General features: G+C 73.0%; 17 protein-coding genes. 11 read left to right on the forward strand and 6 right to left on the reverse strand.

The features are described 5' to 3' along the window. Positions 1-155: 155 nt before the first annotated feature. Both ACZ4Z1_RS17145 and ACZ4Z1_RS17150 read left to right on the forward strand, forming a co-directional pair. The gene (locus ACZ4Z1_RS17145; protein WP_468487412.1) at positions 156-1,322 is read left to right on the forward strand and encodes an alpha/beta hydrolase; all 1,167 of its coding nucleotides are present in this window, start codon (positions 156-158) and stop codon (positions 1,320-1,322) included. A gap of 59 nt (positions 1,323-1,381) precedes the next feature. After that, entirely contained in the window at positions 1,382-2,608 is a 1,227-nt protein-coding gene (locus ACZ4Z1_RS17150; RefSeq protein ID WP_468487413.1) for an acyltransferase family protein, read from the forward strand. Positions 2,609-2,657: 49 nt separating this feature from the next. On the opposite strand, the gene ACZ4Z1_RS17155 is transcribed toward ACZ4Z1_RS17150, so the two are convergent. Both ACZ4Z1_RS17155 and ACZ4Z1_RS17160 read right to left on the reverse strand, forming a co-directional pair. Further along, complete coding sequence (locus ACZ4Z1_RS17155) at positions 2,658-3,686, reverse strand: aldo/keto reductase (RefSeq protein ID WP_468487414.1); 1,029 nt, start codon at positions 3,684-3,686, stop codon at positions 2,658-2,660. 7 nt (positions 3,687-3,693) lie between these two features. Beyond that, positions 3,694-4,161: a MerR family transcriptional regulator gene (locus ACZ4Z1_RS17160; RefSeq protein WP_468487415.1), complete on the reverse strand. Its 468-nt coding sequence runs from the start codon at positions 4,159-4,161 to the stop codon at positions 3,694-3,696. Between the two features lie 199 nt (positions 4,162-4,360). Between ACZ4Z1_RS17160 and ACZ4Z1_RS17165 the strand changes: the two genes are divergently transcribed. After that, complete coding sequence (locus tag ACZ4Z1_RS17165; protein WP_468487416.1) at positions 4,361-5,179, forward strand: serine hydrolase domain-containing protein; 819 nt, start codon at positions 4,361-4,363, stop codon at positions 5,177-5,179. A 53-nt stretch (positions 5,180-5,232) separates the two neighbouring features. Here the strand turns inward: ACZ4Z1_RS17165 and ACZ4Z1_RS17170 are convergent, their stop codons facing one another. Beyond that, complete coding sequence (locus tag ACZ4Z1_RS17170; protein WP_468487417.1) at positions 5,233-5,904, reverse strand: pirin family protein; 672 nt, start codon at positions 5,902-5,904, stop codon at positions 5,233-5,235. A 73-nt stretch (positions 5,905-5,977) separates the two neighbouring features. Here ACZ4Z1_RS17170 and ACZ4Z1_RS17175 point away from each other — a divergent pair, with 73 nt between their 5' ends. The 5 genes from ACZ4Z1_RS17175 to ACZ4Z1_RS17195 all read left to right on the forward strand — a co-directional run bounded on the left by ACZ4Z1_RS17175 (position 5,978) and on the right by ACZ4Z1_RS17195 (position 10,975). Further along, positions 5,978-7,168, forward strand: coding sequence for a PucR family transcriptional regulator (locus ACZ4Z1_RS17175; RefSeq protein ID WP_468487418.1), 1,191 nt, complete (start codon positions 5,978-5,980; stop codon positions 7,166-7,168). A gap of 89 nt (positions 7,169-7,257) precedes the next feature. Next, positions 7,258-8,199, forward strand: a complete 942-nt coding sequence (locus ACZ4Z1_RS17180) for an ACP S-malonyltransferase (RefSeq protein ID WP_468487419.1) — start codon at positions 7,258-7,260, stop codon at positions 8,197-8,199. 13 nt (positions 8,200-8,212) lie between these two features. After that, the gene (locus tag ACZ4Z1_RS17185; RefSeq protein WP_468487420.1) at positions 8,213-9,259 is read left to right on the forward strand and encodes a beta-ketoacyl-ACP synthase 3; all 1,047 of its coding nucleotides are present in this window, start codon (positions 8,213-8,215) and stop codon (positions 9,257-9,259) included. A gap of 120 nt (positions 9,260-9,379) precedes the next feature. Beyond that, positions 9,380-9,628: an acyl carrier protein gene (locus tag ACZ4Z1_RS17190; protein WP_468487421.1), complete on the forward strand. Its 249-nt coding sequence runs from the start codon at positions 9,380-9,382 to the stop codon at positions 9,626-9,628. Between the two features lie 78 nt (positions 9,629-9,706). Then, positions 9,707-10,975 carry a beta-ketoacyl-[acyl-carrier-protein] synthase family protein gene (locus ACZ4Z1_RS17195; RefSeq protein WP_468487422.1) on the forward strand — a complete coding sequence of 423 codons (1,269 nt, stop codon included), beginning with the start codon at positions 9,707-9,709 and terminating at the stop codon, positions 10,973-10,975. Between the two features lie 89 nt (positions 10,976-11,064). Here ACZ4Z1_RS17195 and ACZ4Z1_RS17200 read toward each other — a convergent pair whose 3' ends face one another. Then, a complete protein-coding gene (locus ACZ4Z1_RS17200; protein ID WP_468487423.1) occupies positions 11,065-11,934 on the reverse strand; it encodes an NAD(P)-dependent oxidoreductase in 870 nt (289 codons plus the stop codon). Between the two features lie 67 nt (positions 11,935-12,001). Then, positions 12,002-12,496, reverse strand: a complete 495-nt coding sequence (locus ACZ4Z1_RS17205; RefSeq protein WP_030597503.1) for a DUF3145 domain-containing protein — start codon at positions 12,494-12,496, stop codon at positions 12,002-12,004. A gap of 326 nt (positions 12,497-12,822) precedes the next feature. On the opposite strand from ACZ4Z1_RS17205, the gene ACZ4Z1_RS17210 reads away from it, so the two are divergent. Continuing rightward, on the forward strand, positions 12,823-13,719 hold the full coding sequence (locus ACZ4Z1_RS17210; RefSeq protein WP_468487424.1) for a GDSL-type esterase/lipase family protein: 897 nt from the start codon (positions 12,823-12,825) through the stop codon (positions 13,717-13,719). 179 nt (positions 13,720-13,898) lie between these two features. After that, on the forward strand, positions 13,899-14,630 hold the full coding sequence (locus tag ACZ4Z1_RS17215) for a DUF4097 family beta strand repeat-containing protein (protein WP_468487425.1): 732 nt from the start codon (positions 13,899-13,901) through the stop codon (positions 14,628-14,630). Between the two features lie 189 nt (positions 14,631-14,819). Here ACZ4Z1_RS17215 and ACZ4Z1_RS17220 read toward each other — a convergent pair whose 3' ends face one another. Beyond that, positions 14,820-17,357, reverse strand: coding sequence for a glycoside hydrolase family 3 protein (locus ACZ4Z1_RS17220; RefSeq protein WP_468487426.1), 2,538 nt, complete (start codon positions 17,355-17,357; stop codon positions 14,820-14,822). 152 nt (positions 17,358-17,509) lie between these two features. On the opposite strand from ACZ4Z1_RS17220, the gene ACZ4Z1_RS17225 reads away from it, so the two are divergent. Beyond that, positions 17,510-18,130 carry a TetR/AcrR family transcriptional regulator gene (locus tag ACZ4Z1_RS17225; RefSeq protein ID WP_468487612.1) on the forward strand — a complete coding sequence of 207 codons (621 nt, stop codon included), beginning with the start codon at positions 17,510-17,512 and terminating at the stop codon, positions 18,128-18,130. The last annotated feature ends 116 nt before the right edge of the window (positions 18,131-18,246 follow it).

The raw sequence follows: 18,246 nt of genomic DNA on the forward strand, positions 1-18,246 counted from the left end.
GCGCCTGGTGGTGGCCGGTCGTGCTGAAGGACGAGCAGGTCAGGCACCCCCTACCCCGGTATCAGCGGACAGTTGGCTCCGCGGTGTGACGCCGTGTCACCCACCCGCTTTCTACGTTTCCCTCCGTCACGTCAACGGCAGAGGGAGACCCCACCATGTCCAAGCTGCGCCGGTTCACCCCACGCGGTAGGCGCACGCTCGTCGCGGTCGCGCTGGCGGCGGCGGTCGTCGGCGGCACCGGCGGCTGGGCGGCGGGGTCCACGCAGGAGGCCGTCACCGGGCCCGCGCCCGGGGCCACCGCCTGGCGCGCGGACCACTCACTGGGCATGCGGCTGCCGGATCCGGCGACCGCCTCCCCGGCGGACGTCGCCCGGTTCTTCGCGTCGCTGAGCGAGGCTCGGCGGCAGGAGCTGGCGGCCCGGCACCCGTTGACCGTGGGCAATCTGGACGGCGCGCCCGTGGCCCTGCGCTACCGCGCCAACGCCCTCGCGCTGAAGGCGGAACGCGACCGACAGACGGCCCGCGCCACCGATCCGGCCGGCACCCTCCAGGACCACCGGGAGGCGCGCCGGCTGGCCGACCGGTACGCCGAACTGCTGCGCCCCGGGCGGCAGATCCTCGCCTTCGACCCGCGCGGCCGCGGCCAGGTGGCCGAGGTGTTCGGGGACCTGGTGGCGGCGCAGCGTACGTCCGTGTTCGTGCCGGGTTCGGACATCGACCTGTCCTCGTCCGACCGTGAGCGCGACCCGTACGGCACGCCGTCCGGCATGGCCAAGTCGCTGCGGGCCCGGATGGCCGCCGAGGCGCCCGGCGTCCGTACGGCCGCGATCGCCTGGACCGGTTACACCACGCCGGTCGGCCTGGGCCCGGACGCCGCGACCGGCCGGCTCGCGGAGGCCGGCGCCCCGCGCCTGGCCCGCTTCCTGGACGGTCTGGCCGCCGTCGGCGTCCGGGCGCCCGCCCTGCTGTGCCACAGCTACGGAACGGTCGTGTGCGCCCAGGCCGTACCGCTGCTGGAGCAGGGGCGGATCGCGGACCTCATCGTCTTCGGCTCCCCCGGTATGCGTACGGACAGTGTGGCGGCGCTGCACACCACCGCCCGGGTGTGGGCCGCCCGCGACGCCTCCGACTGGATCGGCAACGTGCCGAACGTCGAGTTCCTGGGCCTGGGTCACGGTACGGACCCCACCGACCCGGACTTCGGCGCGCGCCGGGTGCCCGCGAGGACGGCCGAGGGGCACACCGGCTATCTCGCGCCCGGCACGGACTCGTTGCGCAACTTCGCCGACATCGCGCTCGGCCGCTACGACCAGGTGCGCTGACGGGCGTCGGACACCCGCCCCGCCGCTGCCCTCCCCGACCACCTCGAAGAGAGGCCCTCATGGCCACCCCGCTCCTGGCCCCCGTCCGCAAGGCCGTCCGCACCATCGAGGGCCGTACCCCCGCCCACCGCGACCGTGCCGTCGACGGCCTGCGCGCGCTCGCGCTGCTCGCCGTGCCGACCGGGCACTGGCTGCTCGGCGGCTTCACCCTCGGCCCCGGCGGCGCGCTGCACAATGCGAGTCCGCTGTCCTCCTTCGCCGCCTTGGCGCCCGCGAGCTGGGTGCTCCAGATGCTCGGCATCTTCTTCCTGGTCGGCGGGTACGCCTCGGTGCTCTCCTTCCACCGGGCCGCCGCGCGCGGTGAGTCGACGGGCCGCTGGCTGCGGGCCCGCCTGGCGCGGCTGGGCCGTCCCGTTCTCGGTGTGACCGCCGTGTGGGCGGCGTTGATTCCCGTACTGTCCACGTTCGGCGTGCCGGAGGCCACGCTGCGTACGGGCGCGACGCTGGTCATCCAGCCCCTGTGGTTCGTCGGCGTCTACGCGGGGATCACCGCGCTCACGCCGTACTGCGTGCGCGCGGCACGCCGGGCGGGTGTCTGGGCCGCGGCGCCGCTCCTGGCCGCCGTCGCCGTCGTCGACTTCCTGCGCTACGGGCCGTACGCCGACGCCATGCCGTCGTGGCTGAGCCTTTTGAACCTGCTGCCGGGCTGGATGTTCGCGTACCAGCTGGGCGTGTCCTGGGGAGAGAAGCGGCTCGGCCGGCGTGCCGCCTGGGTGCTGCTGCTGGGTGGCACCGCCCTGTTCGCCGCGCTGCTGCTGTTCTTCCACTATCCGGTGAGCATGGTCGGCGTCCCGGGCCAGGACCGTACGAACTCGCACCCGCCGTCGCTGCTGGTGCTCGCGCTGGCCGCCGCCCAGTCCGGCGCCGCGATCCTGCTGCGCGACCGCATCGCCCGGCTGCTGCGCCGTCCCGCCCTCTGGGCGCCCGTGGTCGTCGTCAACCTCTGCGCGATGACGGTCCTGTGCTGGCACCAGACGGCGATGTTCTCGGCGGCCGTTCCGGCGTCGTTCCTGGGGTCCGTGCCCGGTCTCACCACGGCGCCGGACACCGTCGGCTGGGTCCTGGCGCGCGTCGCCTGGCTGCCCGTGTTCGCCGTGGCACTGCTGCTCATCGGCCGTCTGACCCGCCGCTTCGAGGCGCCGTGGACCGGTGTCACGGCGGCCCGCCGGGCGATCGCGGGGACGCTGGCGGCGGCCTTCGCGGTGTTCGCGCTGGGGCTCGCCTGAGCCGGTGCGCGACTGGCCCCGGCCCGGGTTCCGGGCCGGGGCGCGCGTGCTACTCCCTGCCCGCCGAGGTGGACGACATGTCCGCGTACCGGTCCCCCGCGACCTTCCCCGCGACAGGTTCCAGCAGCGCCAGCTCCTCCTCGCTGAGCACGATGCGGGTGGCGGCGGTGTTCTCCTCGATCCGGCTGCGCTTGCGCGTCCCCGGGATGGGCACCACGGCCAGGCCGTGCACCTGCGCCTGCTGCTGCACCCAGGCCAGCGCGACCTGCCCGAGCGAGGCCCCGTGGGCCGCGGCGACCTCGCGGACCGGCTCCAGCAGGGCGGCGTTGGCCTTCGCGTTGTCGCCCGTGAAGCGGGGCTGGCGGCGGCGGAAGTCGTCCTCGCCCAGCTCCTTGTCGGCGCTGACGAACGAGCCGGTCAGGAACCCGCGGCCGAGCGGCGAGTACGGCACGAAGCCGACGCCGAGTTCGCGCGCGGCCGGCACCACCCCGTTCTCCACGTCGCGGCTGAACAGCGACCACTCCGACTGCACGGCGGCGATCGGGTGCACGCCCTGGGCCGCGCGCAGTTCGCCGCCGGTGACCTCGCTCAGGCCCAGGTGCTTGACCTTGCCCTCGGCCACCAGCTCGGCCATCGCGCCGACCGTGTCCTCGATGGGGACGGCCGGGTCGCGGCGGTGCATGTAGTACAGGTCGATCGTCTCGACGCCCAGGCGGCGCAGGCTCGCCTCGACGGCCTGGCGGATGTACGGACGGTCGTTGCGGATGATCCGCCGGGCCGGGTTCAGCGGGTCGGCCGGGTCCGCGGCGATCGCGAACTTCGTCGCCAGGACGACCTCGTCGCGGTGCGCCCGGATGAACGGCGCGATGAACTCCTCGTTGTGTCCCATTCCGTACATGTCGGCGGTGTCGAAGAGCGTCACGCCCAGTTCGAGCGCCCGCTCCAGCGTGGCCCGCGCCTCGCCCTCGTCCTCCGTGGGGCCGTAGGCGAAGCTCATGCCCATGCAGCCGAGGCCCTGGACCCCGACCTGCGGTCCGGAGGCGCCCAGCTGAACGGTGGCTGTCTTCTCGGTGGTCATGCCGTCCTCAGACTCTCTCCGACGCCCGGCGGGCGTCGGCGTAAATGTCGATCTTGTAGTCGAGGACCTGGAGGGTGCTCTGCAGCTCGGCGATCCGCTGCCGTACGTCCTCGCGGTGCGCGGTCAGCAGCCGTTCCCGCTCGGGGAAGGTGTGGGCGCCCTCGCGCACCAGCTCGGCGTAGCGGACCATGTCCGCGACCGGCATGCCGGTCAGGCGGAGCTTGGTCACCAGGTCCAGCCAGTCCAGGTCGCGGTTGCTGAAGCGGCGCTGGCCCGTGTGCGTACGGTCCACGTGCGGCATCAGCCCGATCCGTTCGTACCAGCGCAGGGTGTGCGCGCTCAGTCCGGTGTGCTCGGCGACCTCGCTGATCGTGTACTGGTCGCGGCCGTCGGGCCGCGGGTGCAGAACCGTTCCCTTGCAGGCCGTCGGCCGTGCCGTTTCCGCCACCGTCCGGTCCGTCGCCGTCACCGTCATGCCGCGCCTCCCGTAGTCGCCGGATGCCCCGGTACCGCCGGGACGCCTTCTCCGGATCTCTCACGACGGCTTCAACGCTAGAGACTTGGAGTGCACTCCAAGCAAGCGAAGTCTTGACCCGGTCTTGAGGAGATCCGCGGACGCCCGCCCGTTCCCGGCCCGTCCCGACCCCGCCCCCGGGAGCGTTAGGCTCGTGGCCATGCCCTTGCAGAGCCTTCGGATGATCGAGAACTGGCCGGTGCCGACCGCGGCCGTCACTGTCGTACGGACCGACGGGACGGTGGCCGGATCGTACGGTCCCCAGGAGCACCGCTTCCCGCTGGCCTCGGTCACCAAGCCGCTCGCCGCGTACGCCGCGCTGCTCGCCGTCGAGGAAGGGGCCGTCGAGCTGGACGAACCGGCCGGGCCACCGGGCTCGACCGTCCGCCACCTGCTCGCGCACACCGCGGGCCTGGCCTTCGACGAGGACCGCGTGCAGGCCGCGCCGGGCGAGCGCCGCCTGTACTCGAACGCGGGCTTCGAGGCGCTCGGCGACCACATCGCCAAGGCCACCGACATCCCCTTCCCGCAGTACCTGCGCGAGGCTGTCCTCGAACCGCTCGGCATGACCGCCACCGACCTGCCGGGCTCGCCCGCCAAGGACGGCGTCTCGACCGCCGCCGACATGGCCCGCTTCGGCGCCGAACTGCTCGCGCCGCGGCTGCTGGCGCCGCAGACGCTCGCCGAGGCGACGTCGGTGGTCTTCCCCGGGGTACGCGGTGTGCTGCCCGGGTACGGAATGCAGAACCCGAACGACTGGGGCCTGGGCTTCGAGATCCGCGACGGCAAGTCGCCGCACTGGACGGGCGCTACGTCGTCGCCGCGCGCCTTCGGGCACTTCGGGCAGTCGGGGACGTTCCTGTGGGTGGACCCGGACGCGGGCGCGGCCTGCGTCGCGCTGGCCGACCGGGCCTTCGGCCCCTGGGCGATCGAGGCGTGGCCGCCCCTCACGGACGCGATCCTCGCCGAGCTGCGCTGAACACCCGCAGCGGTGCCGCGGGAGCCCGGGCCGTACGGCGGCCCGCCGCCCCCTCAGCCGTACGACGGTTCGCCCGGCATCTCCCACAGCAGGCACTCGGCGGCGCCCTCGGCGGCCAGCTCCAGGTCCGCCGCGTCCGTGATCCGCGCCGCGTCCCCGGCCGCCAGGCGCTCGCCGGCCAGCCGGACCGCGCCGCGCACGACGTGCACGTACACCCGCGGCCCGTCCGGCACGGCGGACCGTTCGCCGTCGGCCAGCCGCCGTACGTGCAGCATCGAGGCGGCCCTGGCCAGCGCGTACGGCGTGCCGTCGGCGATGCCGCGCACCACCTCGTACTCCGGTTCGCCGCCGAACCCGGTGGGCGCGAGCCACATCTGCACGAACGTCAGGGGCTCGGCGCCGTCGTTGCGCTCCTCGTGCCGCACACCGTCCGCCGAGCTGAGCCGCTGCACGTCGCCGGGCCGCACCACCGTCCGGTGGCCGGTGGTGGAGTCGCGGTGGGTCAGCTCCCCCTCGACGACCCAGGTGACGATCTCGGTGTCGCGGTGCGGGTGCTCGTCGAAACCGCAGCCGGGTGCCAGCCGTTCCTCGTTGCAGGCGATGAGCGCGCCGAAGCGCAGGTTGTCCGGGTCGTAGTGCGGGCCGAAGGAGAAGGCGTGCCGGGTCTCGATGCCGGCCACCTCGCCGCCCGGATAGCGTTCGTCGCCTCTGTGTACCTGGGTCACCCGACCACCGTAGCTCCCGCCCCCGAGAGCCCACCGCGCCATCACACCGCCCCGATAAGGCAGGCTTGTCCCCGTGTCTGAACCCGCACCGCGCGACCCGCACCCGCATCCGCACACCGCGACCCTCCGCCGCCTGGAGAAGTCCTCCGGCAAGCTGGCTGCCAACGCCATCGCCCGCATGGACGCGCAGCTGCCGTGGTACCGCGCCATGCCGCCGGAGAACCGCTCGTGGATCGGGCTGGTGGCCCAGGCGGGCATCGCGGCCTTCACCGAGTGGTTCCGGCATCCGGAGACGCCGCAGGCGATCAGCACCGACGTCTTCGGCACGGCGCCGCGCGAGCTGACCCGGGCGATCACCTTGCGCCAGACCGTGGAGATGGTCCGTACGACCATCGAGGTCATGGAGACGGCGATCGACGACGTGGCGGCCCCCGGCGACGAGGGCGTGCTGCGGGAGGCGCTGCTCGTCTACGCGCGGGAGATCGCCTTCGCCACCGCCCAGGTGTACGCGCAGGCCGCCGAGGCGCGGGGCGCGTGGGACGCGCGGCTGGAGTCGCTGGTGGTCAACGCGGTGCTCTCCGGGGAGGCCGACGAGGGGGCGGTGTCGCGGGCCGCCGCGCTCGGCTGGAATTCTCCCGAACATGTGTGCGTTGTGCTGGGTACGGCCCCCGACGGGGACAGTGAACTGACGGTGGAAGCCATCCGCCGTGCGGCCCGCCACGCCAAGCTCCAGGTGCTCACCGGCGTCCTGGGCAGCCGCCTGGTGGTCATTGCGGGCGGCTCGGACGATCCGCTCAAGGCGGCGAAAGCCCTGATCGGACCGTTCGCGGCGGGCCCGGTGGTGGCCGGTCCGGTGGTCGCGGACCTGCTGGCCGCGACCCGCTCCGCGCAGGCCGCGGCGGCGGGCCTGAAGGCGTGCGCCGCTTGGCCGGATGCGCCCCGTCCCGTACTGTCCGACGACCTGCTGCCGGAGCGGGCGATGGCGTCCGACCCGGCGGCGCGTGAGCAGTTGGTGGAGGAGATCTACAGGCCGCTGGAGGAGGCAGGCTCGGCGCTCCTGGAGACGCTGAGCGTGTATCTGGAACAGGCCAGCAGTCTGGAGGGCGCGGCGCGGATGCTCTTCGTGCACCCGAACACCGTGCGCTACCGGCTGCGACGTGTGACCGACGTCACCGGGTGGTCACCTTCGGACGTACGCTCCGCCTTCACGCTGCGCATCGCACTGATCCTGGGGCGTCTGGCCGACGGTGACAGCCAACTCTAGTCTTTTGTAGAACACCGACAATTCCCCTGATGGTTCTTCGTCCCTGTCCCCACGGGCGGGCGGGACCTCCCACAAGAGAGAGTGTGAGGGTGCTCGTACTCGTCGCTCCCGGCCAAGGCGCTCAGACGCCCGGCTTCCTGACCCCCTGGCTCGACCTCCCCGGAGTCGAAGACCGGCTTCGCGCGTGGTCGGCCGCCATCGACCTGGACCTGGTCCACTACGGCACGAAGGCCGACGCGGACGAGATCCGCGACACCGCGGTGGCACAGCCGCTGCTGGTGGCGGCCTCCCTGATCTCCGCCCGGCAGCTGTTCGCGACCGCCGAGGACTTCTCCCGGCTGGTCGGCGCCGCCGCCGGACACAGCGTCGGCGAGCTGGCCGCCGCGGCCCTGACCGGCGTACTGACCGAGGACGCCGCGCTGGAGCTCGTACGCAAGCGGGGACTGGCCATGGCCGACGCCGCCGCCGTCACCGAGACCGGAATGGCCGCCCTCCTCGGCGGCGAGCAGGACGTCGTCCTGCCACACCTGGAGAAGCTGGGCCTGACCCCCGCGAACGTCAACGGCGCGGGCCAGATCGTGGCCGCGGGCACCGCCGGGCAGCTGGCCGCGCTGGCCGAGGACAAGCCCGAGGGCACCCGCCGCGTCGTACCGCTGAAGGTGGCCGGCGCCTTCCACACCGTCCACATGGCTCCGGCCGTGACGGTCCTGGAGGAAGCGGTCGCGCAGGTCACGCCCGCCGACCCGCACACCCGGTACGTCTCGAACAAGGACGGCGGCGTCGTCGCCGACGGGCAGGACGTCGTGCGACGCCTGGTGGGCCAGGTGGCCAACCCGGTGCGCTGGGACCTGTGCATGGAGACGTTCAAGGAGCTGGGCGTCACCGGCATCATCGAGGTGAGCCCCGGCGGCACCCTCGTCGGCATCGCCAAGCGCGCCCTGCCCGGCGTCAAGACCCTCGCGCTGAAGACCCCCGACGACCTCGACGCGGCCCGCACGCTGATCGCCGAGCACTCTGCCCAGGCCGAATAGGAGCCCCGAGAGCATGACCTCGAAGATCAAGCCCGCCAAGGGCGCCGCGTACGCGCGCATCATGGGTGTCGGCGGTTACCGCCCGACCCGTGTGGTGCCGAACGAGGAGATCCTCAAGCACATCGACTCCTCCGACGAGTGGATCCGCTCACGCTCCGGCATCGCCACCCGTCACTGGGCCGGCCCGGAGGAGACCGTGGCGGCCATGTCGGTGGAGGCGGCCGGCAAGGCCATCGCGGACGCCGGCATCACGCCCGAGCAGATCGGCGCGGTGGTCGTCTCGACCGTCTCGCACTTCAAGCAGACCCCGGCCATCGCCACCGAGATCGCCCACAAGATCGGCGCGGGCCGGCCCGCCGCGTTCGACATCTCCGCCGGCTGTGCCGGATTCGGTTACGGCCTGACCCTCGCCAAGGGCATGATCACCGACGGCAGCGCCGAGTACGTGCTGGTCATCGGCGTCGAGCGGCTCTCGGACCTGACCGACCTGGAGGACCGGGCCACCGCGTTCCTCTTCGGCGACGGCGCCGGCGCCGTGGTCGTCGGCCCCGGCAAGGAGCCCGCGATCGGCCCGACCGTCTGGGGCTCGGAGGGCGACAAGGCCGAGACGATCAAGCAGACGTTCGGCTGGGACATCTACCGACGCACCCCGGTGCCCGGCGGTGACGGCCCGGACGCCCGCCCGGCACTGGACGAGATCCGCTACCCCGCCATCACCCAGGAAGGCCAGGCGGTCTTCCGGTGGGCGGTGTTCGAGATGGCGAAGGTCGCCCAGCAGGCGCTGGACGCGGCCGGAGTCAGCCCGGACGACCTGGACGTCTTCATCCCGCACCAGGCCAACATGCGGATCATCGACTCGATGGTGAAGACTTTGAAGCTGCCGGAGAGCGTCACGGTCGCCCGTGACGTGGAGACCACCGGCAACACCTCGGCCGCCTCGATTCCGCTCGCCATGGAGCGGCTGCTGGCGACCGGGCAGGCCAAGAGCGGAGACACCGCGCTCGTCATCGGCTTCGGGGCGGGTCTCGTCTACGCCGCGACGGTCGTTACCCTCCCCTAGGCAAGATTCGCGCGGCGTCACCGTGTCCCAGCGTCCCGGTGGCCGCACGGACCTTGTTCCATGACCCGGAACTGCAGACTTTCTACCGTTCCCCCGACAAATTACCGAAGGAGCGCCATCATGGCCGCCACTCAGGAAGAGATCGTCGCCGGTCTCGCCGAGATCGTGAACGAGATCGCCGGGATCCCCGCCGAGGACGTCCAGCTGGACAAGTCCTTCACCGATGACCTGGACGTCGACTCGCTGTCCATGGTCGAGGTCGTCGTCGCCGCCGAGGAGCGCTTCGACGTGAAGATCCCCGACGACGACGTCAAGAACCTCAAGACGGTCGGCGACGCGACCAAGTACATCCTCGAGCACCAGAGCTGATCCAGCTCCGGCGCATGTCGCCACCCCGCGGTGGCGCCGTCGATTCTCAACCCCTCAACCTGTGGAGTAGGAATTTCCGTGAATGCGACCAATCGCACCGTGGTCGTCACCGGTATCGGCGCAACCACACCGCTGGGTGGCGACAGTGCCTCGACCTGGGAGGGGCTGCTCGCCGGCCGTTCCGGCGTGGCCGGCCTCGACCAGGACTGGGCGGCCGACCTTCCGGTCCGCATCGCCGCCGCGGCAGCCGTCGACCCGGGTGAGGTCATCCCCCGGGCGCAGGCCCGCAAGCTGGACCGCTCGGCGCAGTTCGCGCTGATCGCGGCCCGCGAGGCGTGGGCGGACGCCGGTTTCCAGGCCCGGGCCGGCGAGGACTCGTCGGTGGACCCGGACCGGCTCGGCGCGGTCATCGCCTCCGGCATCGGCGGCGTGACCACCCTGCTGAACCAGTACGACATCCTGCGGGAGAAGGGCTCACGCCGCGTCTCCCCGCACACCGTGCCGATGCTGATGCCCAACAGCCCGTCGGCCAACGTCGGCCTGGAGGTCAACGCGCGAGCCGGTGTGCACACCCCGGTCAGCGCCTGTGCCTCCGGCGCCGAAGCCATCGGCTACGCCATCGAGATGATCCGTACGGGCCGTGCCGACGTCGTCGTCGCGGGCGGTACGGAGGCGGCCATCCACCCGCTGCCGATCGCAGCGTTCGGCAACATGATGGCGATGTCGAAGAACAACGACGACCCGCAGGGCGCGTCCCGCCCCTACGACGCGGACCGCAACGGCTTCGTGCTCGGCGAGGGCTCCGGCGTGATCGTCCTGGAGTCGGCCGACCACGCCGCCAAGCGCGGCGCGAAGGTCTACGCCGAGGCCGTCGGCCAGGGCATCTCCGCCGACAGCCACGACATCGTGCAGCCCGAGCCCTCCGGCAACGGCATCGCGCACGCCCTGCAGAACCTGCTCGCGGGCACCGACCTCAAGCCGGCGGAGATCGCGCACGTCAACGCGCACGCGACCTCCACGCCGCTGGGCGACCTGGCCGAGATCAAGGCGCTGCGCAAGGTCTTCGGCACCGACGTCGACCACATGGCGGTCTCCGCCACCAAGTCGATGACCGGCCACCTGCTGGGCGGTGCGGGCGGCGTGGAGACCGTCGCCTCGGTGCTGGCGATCCACCACCGGGTGGCGCCGCCGACCATCAACATCCAGAACCTCGACCCCGAGGCGGCGGACGCGGACATCGTCCGGGACGAGAAGCGCGCGCTGCCCGCCGAGGGCACGATCGCGGTGCTGAACGACTCGTTCGGCTTCGGCGGTCACAACGTGGTGCTGGCCTTCCGGACCGTGTGACCGCAAGACGGGCCCACCGGTCCGTGACACGTGGGAAGGGGCCGTGCCGTCAGGCGCGGCCCCTTCCGCGTACCCGCGGGCCGCGTGCCTCAGAAACTGGCGAAGTACGCCGCCGCGCCGTCCTCGTCGCCGTGCCCCTGCGCCTCCGCCCGCCGGAACCGCTCCGCCGCGGCCGCCGCCAGGTCCAGGTGCACCCCGCCCGCCGCGGCCGCCTCCTCGATCAGCCGGGCGTCCTTGCGCGCGGCGGAGACGGTGAAGCTGGCCGGATACGCGCCGGACAGGATCAGCTCCGACTTCATCCGGAGGTAGGGCAGGTCGAGCGGCCCGCCCTGGACCGCTTCGAGGAAGGCGCGGGGGTCCACACCGAGGCCCTGCGCGAGGGCCAGCGCCTCGCCCGTGCCGTTGATGACGGTGAGCACCCAGCTGTTGACGACGAGCTTGAGGCGGTTGGCCGCGCCCGAGGACGCGTCCTCGTCGACCCACAGGGTGCGCTGTCCGACGATGTCGAGGATGCGTGCGGCCCGGTCCCGTACGTCCTGCGGCCCGGCCGCGAGAACGGTCAGCAGGCCCTTCTCCGCGGGTTCCTTCGTGCCGACCACGGGCGCGTCCACGAGGTCCAGTCCGTGTTCGCGGGCGAAGGCGGCGAGCGGGGCGTGTCCGTCGGCGCCCACGGTGCTCATCTGGAGCCAGAGGGTCCGCTCGCGCAGGGCGGGTGCGCCGTGCCGCACGGCGTCCAGGACGGCGGGTCCGTCCAGCAGGACGGTCAGGACGGCGTCCGCGCCGTCCACCGCCTCGGCCGGGGTGCCGGTGACCCGTACACCGTCGGCGGCCAGGGGTTCGGCCTTGGCGCGGGTGCGGTTCCAGGCGCGTACGTCCAGACCTGCTCCGGCGAGGTTGCGGGCCATCGCCGAGCCCATGATTCCGGTGCCGAGCACCGCCACTGAGGTCTTGTCAGGCATGACCGCACGCTACGGCCTGGAGCGGACTCCAGGACAAGGGCGGCGTCGGCGCGCCGCCGCGGCCGCCTCAGACGACCTGGTGCAGCCAGCGGACGGGGGCGCCCTCACCGGCGTACCGGAAGGGCTCCAGCTCGTCGTCCCAGGGCTTGCCGAGCAGCTTGGCGACCTCGGCCGCCAGCTCCGTCTCACCGCCAGCCGAGCGGGCGAGCGCGGCGCGCAGCCGGTCCTCGGGGATCAGGATGTCGCCGTGGATGCCGGTGACGGCGTGGAAGATGCCCAGTTCGGGCGTGGCGCTGTAGCGCTCGCCCTCGGCGGTGGCGCAGGGTTCGGCGGTCACCTCGAAGCGCAGCAGGTGCCAGCCGCGCAGCGCGGAGGCCAGCTTGGAGGCCGTGCCGGCCTCGCCCTGCCAGGAGAACTCTGCTCTCCAGGTGCCGGGGGACGCCGGCTGGCGGATCCAGTCGAGATTGACGCGCACGCCGAGGACGCCCGCGACGGCCCATTCGACATGCGGGCACAGCGCGCGCGGTGCGGAGTGGACGTACAGAACTCCACGTGTCGTCACCGGGACCTCCAGTACGGTTCGAGGTTCGCCTTCCCCAGCGGCCTCGTGCCCGTTCCGGTCGCGGCCGGGACAGCTGCAAGCATTCTGCCCCAGTGATCACGTCGGCACCAGCGTCCGAGGTTACCTACAGTAAACACCATGAGCCCCAATTTGCCGCAAAAGGGACAGTAAATGACGTGATGTAATACACGCGTGCCGACTGTGCCGGTGCCGTCGGGTGAGGACCCTACGGGTCACGGCACAAGCTACCGCGCGGCAGGCGTCGGGGGGTGACGTACCGTCGGTACCGGAACAGATATCACTCGCACGCCGGAGGGGGACAGGGGATGACCGTGGTCAATCAACCCTTTCGGCCAATCCGGGCCCGTACCGCCGCGGCCGCCGCCCTCACGGCGGCCGCACTCACTGTCTCCCTGACCGCCTGCGGCAACGACCCGGACGACGGCGGCCGGCCGGCCCCGCACCCCTCCCCCAAGCCCTCTCCCGCCTGGCGCACCGATCCCGCGTCGGTGGCCGCGGTCGGCGACTCCATCACCGTCGGGTTCGACGCCTGCTCGGTACTGTCCGACTGCCCCGCCGTCTCCTGGGCCACCGGCACCGACCCGGGGGTGAACAGCGTCGCCCGGCGGCTGGTGAAGGACCCCGCCACGCACAGCTGGAACTTCGCGAAGACCGGCGCGCTGATGCGCGACCTGCCGGCCCAGATCGACCAGGCCGTACGCAAGCGGCCCGAGCTGGTCACCGTCCTGGTGGGCGCCAACGACGCCTGCCGTACCGACGTCGGCGCGATGACCACGGCGGACGCCTTCCGCGCCGGCTTCGAGGCGTCACTGCGCAAGCTGCGGCGCGCCCTGCCCAAGACGCAGGTGTACGTCGCGGCCGTGCCCGACCTGATGCGGCTGTGGTCGCAGGGGCGGCAGAACCCGCTGGGCAAGGAAGTGTGGAAGCTGGGGATATGCGGCTCGATGCTGCGCGACCCCGACGACCTCTCGAAGGCCGCGGACACCCGCCGGCAGAGCGTGCGGGGCCGGGTGATGGCCTACAACAAGGCCCTGGAGTCGGTCTGCGGGCGCGACGAGCTGTGCCGCTTCGACCGGTCCGTCTTCGACTTCCGCTTCACCGGCGCGGAGTTGAGCACCTGGGACTGGTTCCACCCCGGCCGGGAAGGGCAGCGGGAGCTGGCCCGGATGGCGTTCCAGGAGATCACCCGTAAGGGGAGGTAGCGTCCCTGACGGGACGGCGCGGACACCCCTAGGGGGGACGGCGGGGAGATCGTTCCTGCTGGGGACCCGGACGGGACGCGGGCCGCGAGAGGATGGCAGCCGACCCGAGCGGTGCGCGCGGGCCCCGTACCCCGCCGCGCACCCTCGCACACCGCGCAACGTTTCCGGGGGGACCCGCCATGACCGCACGCCGCACCACCAGACCGGGACACCGCACCACCCGTATCGCCCTCGCCTCGGCCGCCCTCGTCACGGTGACCGTCGCGGTCACCGGCTGCGAGCTGACCGAAAAGGTCACCGAGAGCGAGCGGAGCTACACCGTGGACGGCCGGACCACGAAGCTGGACGTGACGACGCCGGGCGGTGACATCGAGGTCGTCGCCGACGACACGGCGGGCGGCAAGATCACGGTGACGGAACGGCTCCAGTACGGCGAGCGGAAGCCCGGCACCCGGCACGCCCTCGAAGACGGCAACCTCAAGCTCACCGCGGACGACTGCGGGGGCGTCAGGAGCAAGTGCAACGTCACCTACCGGGTCAGGGTGCCGCGGTCGGTCGCCATGAAGCTGTCGACCGACGGCGGCGACATCGACGTCAAGGGACCGGCGGGCGCCGTCGACGCCCGGACCAGCGGCGGCGACATCGGCCTCCGGGACGGCGCGGGCAAGCAGGCGACCGTGCACACCGACGGCGGCGACATCGACGCCCGCTTCACCGCCGTGCCGGACCGGGTGGACGCCCAAAGCGGCGGCGGCACGGTCTCGGTCCGGCTCCCGCAGGGCCGTTACGCGGTCGACGCCACCACGGACGGCGGCAGCCGCCGCGTCACCGGCACCGTGGACAGCGGCTCGCCGCACAAGGTCAAGGTGCACAGCGACGGGGGCGACGTGGAGGTACTGGCCGGACGTTAGGGCGTTTCTGATGGATCTCCGTGGAGGGCACCGAGCGACGTTCGGTGCGTGCGCTCGGGGTGCGGTGTGAAGGGTCATGTGGCGGAGCCACCTGTCCCTTCGCGCCGTGCGGCGAGGGTGCGTGCCGGGCGTCGCGAGGCCACGGAGATCTATCAGAAGCGCCCTGGGGGGACCCGTCGGCGGGTGCCGTCAGGCCACGGTGACCTGCGCGGTCAGCCGGCGGTCGGTGATGCTGCGGGCCGCCTCGATCGCGTACGTACCGTCGGCGAAGCGGCGGGCGCCGGCCGTCTCGTCCCAGATCTCGAACGCGCGGCGCGGCAGCGCGATCTCGGCCTCCGCCGTCTCGCCCGGGGTGGCCTCCACCGTCGCGAAACCGGCCAGCCAGCGGTCCGGACGGTCCGCCGGCGTCTCGCCCGCGACCCGGTCCAGGGGCGCCAGGTAGACCTGTACGACCTCACGGCCGTGGCGCGTGCCGGTGTTGCGCACCCGGACCGTGGCGCGTGCCGGGGTCGCCTCCAGGGACTCGTAGCTCCAGTCGGTGTAGCCCAGCCCGTGCCCGAAGGGGTACGCCGGTGCCGGGCCCGCTTCCTCGCGTGCCCGGCGCTGCCAGGCCCGGTAGCCGATGAACACGCCTTCCTCGTACGCCACCTCGCCGCCCACCGGGGCGACCTGGGTCACCGGGGCGTCCGCCAGGCGGGCGGGCCAGGTGGTCGGCAGCCGGCCGCCCGGCTCGTGTGTCCCCAGCAGTACGTCGGCCAGCGCGGCCCCCGCCTCCTGGCCGGGGAACCAGCCGAGCAGGACGGCGGGCACCTGCGCGCGCCACGGCAGTTCCACCGGGGAGCCCGCGTTGACGACCACGACGGTGTGCGGGTTGGCGGCGGCCACCCGGGAGACCAGCTCGTCCTGGCGGCCCGGCAGCGCCAGGCTCGTACGGTCGAAGCCCTCCGACTCGGTCTCCTCGGTGGTCGCCACGACCACCACCACGGCGTCCGCCTCCGCGGCGGCGCGTACCGCCTCCTCGATCTCGGCGTCCGGGTCGGGCTGCGGCTCCGCGTGGCCGAGCGTGAAGGTCAGTACGGGCATGTCCGCGCCGAGGCCGGTACCGCGCGGGACGAACCGCAGGGCCACGTCCAGGGCCTGTCCGGCCGTCAGCTCCGCCTCCAGGCGGTGTTCGGCGGGGTTCATGAACGCCTCGAACGGGTCGTCCGTGTCCGGGGCGCAGGCGGCGTCGAACAGCACCCGGCCGCCGACGGTCAGGCGTAGCTCGCCGGTGCCGGAGACGGCGAAGGTGTGTGCGCCGTCGGCCTGCGGGGTGAAGGTGCCCGCCAGCTCCACACTGTGCAGGTTGTGCTGTGTGACGCCGTCGGGGAACCGGCCCATGGCCTGCACCTTGCCGTCGAACTGCGGCTGTTCGGCGAGCAGCGCGCCGTCCGCGCCGTAGTAGCGGGCGCACAGCTCGAAGCCCGCGCGGGCGTGCGGGACCTTCGTGCGCGGGTCGGCGCCGACCGCGAACGTGACCTCGGTGCCGGGCAGGGCGGCGCGCAGGCCCTCCAGCGGGGAGACGATCCGCTCGGGGAAGACGGTCGCGGAGCCGCCGCCGAGCACCCGGGCGTCCTTGGCGGCGGCACCGATGACGGCGAGCTTGCGGAGGGAGTGGGGGGTGAGGGGGAGGGCGGGGGGCTGATGCGGGGCGGGGTCGTCGCTCGGGGCCGGTTCGTCGCGTACGACCGGCTCGTTCCGTACGAGGACGAAGGCGCGGCGGGCGGTCTCGCGGGCCAGTGCGCGGCCGTCGATGTCCTGCGGCACGTCTTCCGGGGCGACGGCGGCCGGGACGCCCTCCAGGCAGCCCGTACGGGCGGCGAGCAGCAGCACGCGGCGTACCGCGGCGTCCACCTCGGCTTCCGTCACCCGGCCCGCGCGGACGGCCGCCGCGAGCGGGGCGCCGAAGACGGTGTGCGGCCCCGGCATCGCGATGTCCAGGCCGCCGCGCAGCGCCCGTACCGTGTCGCGGGCCGCCGTCCAGTCGGAGACGTTGACCCCGTCGAAACCCCACTCGTCCCGCAGGACACCGGCGACCAGTTCGCGGTGTTCGGTCATGGTCGAGCCGTTGACCTGGTTGTAGGCCGTCATGATGCCCCAGGGGTGGGCGGTTTCGACGATGTGCTCGAAGGGCGCGAGGTACAGCTCGCGCAGCGGACGCGGGGCGATCCGGTTGTTCACCGTCAAGCGCTCGGTCTCGGCGTCATTGCCCACGAAGTGCTTGACGGTCGTCCCCACCCCGCCGTCCTGGACCCCGGCGACGTATCCCGCGCCGATCACGCCGGTCAGGTACGGGTCCTCGGAGAAGCACTCGAAGTGGCGGCCGCCGAGCGGGGAGCGGTGCAGGTTGACGGTGGGCGCCAGGAGGACGTGCACGCCCTTGCGGCGCGCCTCCTGGGCGAGCAGCCGGCCCGCGCGGCGCGCCAGGTCCGGGTCCCAGGTGGCGGCCAGCGCGGTGGGGCTGGGCAGCGCGACGGACGGGTCCTGTGCGCCCCACCCCTGGCCGCGTACGCCGACCGGCCCGTCCGACATGACCAGCGACCGCAGCCCGATCTCCGGGACGGCGGGCAGCGTCCAGACGTCCTGCCCGGACAGCAGCCGGGCCTTGGTGTCGAGGTCCAGCTTCCCGAGGGCCGCCTCGACGGCCCGGTCGGCTGCCGTGGCGTGGGCGCTTCGGTGGTCGGTCATACGGCTCTCCCTGGGTGGACGTGCGGGTCCGAGTCCCCTGGCCCGATTGTGACGCGTTCACCTGGTGGCCGGTAGGTATCGTTATCGTCACGTAATCTTACGGAAGGGGCGGGCGGCGGAGTTACGCTCGGCCGGTGACTGCACGACACGAGGTGCGGCCGGACGGCCGTCGCCGCAGCGGCGGCGGGCGCGAGGCGCAGCGCGAGGAGCGGCGCGCGGCGATCCTCCAGGCCGCCATGGAGCTGATCGCCGAGCGCGGCTACCGCGGCACGTCGCTGGCCGCCGTGGCCGAGCGCGCCGGACTCACCCAGCAGGGCCTGCTGCACCACTTCCCCACCAAGGAGCTGCTGCTCGTCGGCGTCCTGGATGAGCGCGACCGCTGGGACACGGCCGCCGCGGCCGCGGCCTCCGGCGTCCGGCGCACGGACACGCTGGCCGCGCTGGTCGAGTACAACGCCGGGCGGCCCGGTGTCGTGCAGACCTACACGGTCCTGTCCGGGGACAGCGTCACCGAGGACCATCCGGCCCGGGACTTCTTCGAGCGGCGCTTCCGGCGCGTACGGGAGACGCTGGCCGAGGCGCTGCGGGCGGAGTTCGGCGACCGGCTGCCGGGCGGGCTGACCCCGGAGCGGACGGCGCCGCTGTTGGCCGCGGTGATGGACGGGCTCCAGTTGCAGTGGCTGCTGGAGCCGCGGGAGGTGGACATGCCTGCTGCGTTCCGGGACTTCCTGTCGCTGCTCGGGGAGCCGGACGAGGGCGGCACGCGGTCCTGAGCGGCGTGCGTGCGGCGTCGGCGCGCGGCTCTGAGCGGCGTGAACGGGGCGTCGGTGCCCGGCCCGGGCCCGTACACCGAACTGGATCTCCCCTTCCGCCGCGGGCAGCGCGCCGG

The sequence above is a fragment of the Streptomyces sp. NPDC030165 genome, from assembly GCF_055573595.1.

Bases quoted from the DNA above. Each gene is read 5' to 3' on its own strand.
- ACZ4Z1_RS17220 (WP_468487426.1), bottom strand. From the start codon at position 17,357: ATGACCGACCACCGAAGCGCCCACGCCACGGCAGCCGACCGGGCCGTC.
- ACZ4Z1_RS17200 (WP_468487423.1), bottom strand. From the start codon at position 11,934: ATGCCTGACAAGACCTCAGTGGCGGTGCTCGGCACCGGAATCATGGGC.
- ACZ4Z1_RS17155 (WP_468487414.1), bottom strand. From the start codon at position 3,686: ATGACCACCGAGAAGACAGCCACCGTTCAGCTGGGCGCCTCCGGACCG.
- ACZ4Z1_RS17160 (WP_468487415.1), bottom strand. From the start codon at position 4,161: ATGACGGTGACGGCGACGGACCGGACGGTGGCGGAAACGGCACGGCCG.
- ACZ4Z1_RS17165 (WP_468487416.1), top strand. From the start codon at position 4,361: ATGCCCTTGCAGAGCCTTCGGATGATCGAGAACTGGCCGGTGCCGACC.
- ACZ4Z1_RS17210 (WP_468487424.1), top strand. From the start codon at position 12,823: ATGACCGTGGTCAATCAACCCTTTCGGCCAATCCGGGCCCGTACCGCC.
- ACZ4Z1_RS17215 (WP_468487425.1), top strand. From the start codon at position 13,899: ATGACCGCACGCCGCACCACCAGACCGGGACACCGCACCACCCGTATC.
- ACZ4Z1_RS17145 (WP_468487412.1), top strand. From the start codon at position 156: ATGTCCAAGCTGCGCCGGTTCACCCCACGCGGTAGGCGCACGCTCGTC.
- ACZ4Z1_RS17185 (WP_468487420.1), top strand. From the start codon at position 8,213: ATGACCTCGAAGATCAAGCCCGCCAAGGGCGCCGCGTACGCGCGCATC.
- ACZ4Z1_RS17190 (WP_468487421.1), top strand. From the start codon at position 9,380: ATGGCCGCCACTCAGGAAGAGATCGTCGCCGGTCTCGCCGAGATCGTG.
- ACZ4Z1_RS17150 (WP_468487413.1), top strand. From the start codon at position 1,382: ATGGCCACCCCGCTCCTGGCCCCCGTCCGCAAGGCCGTCCGCACCATC.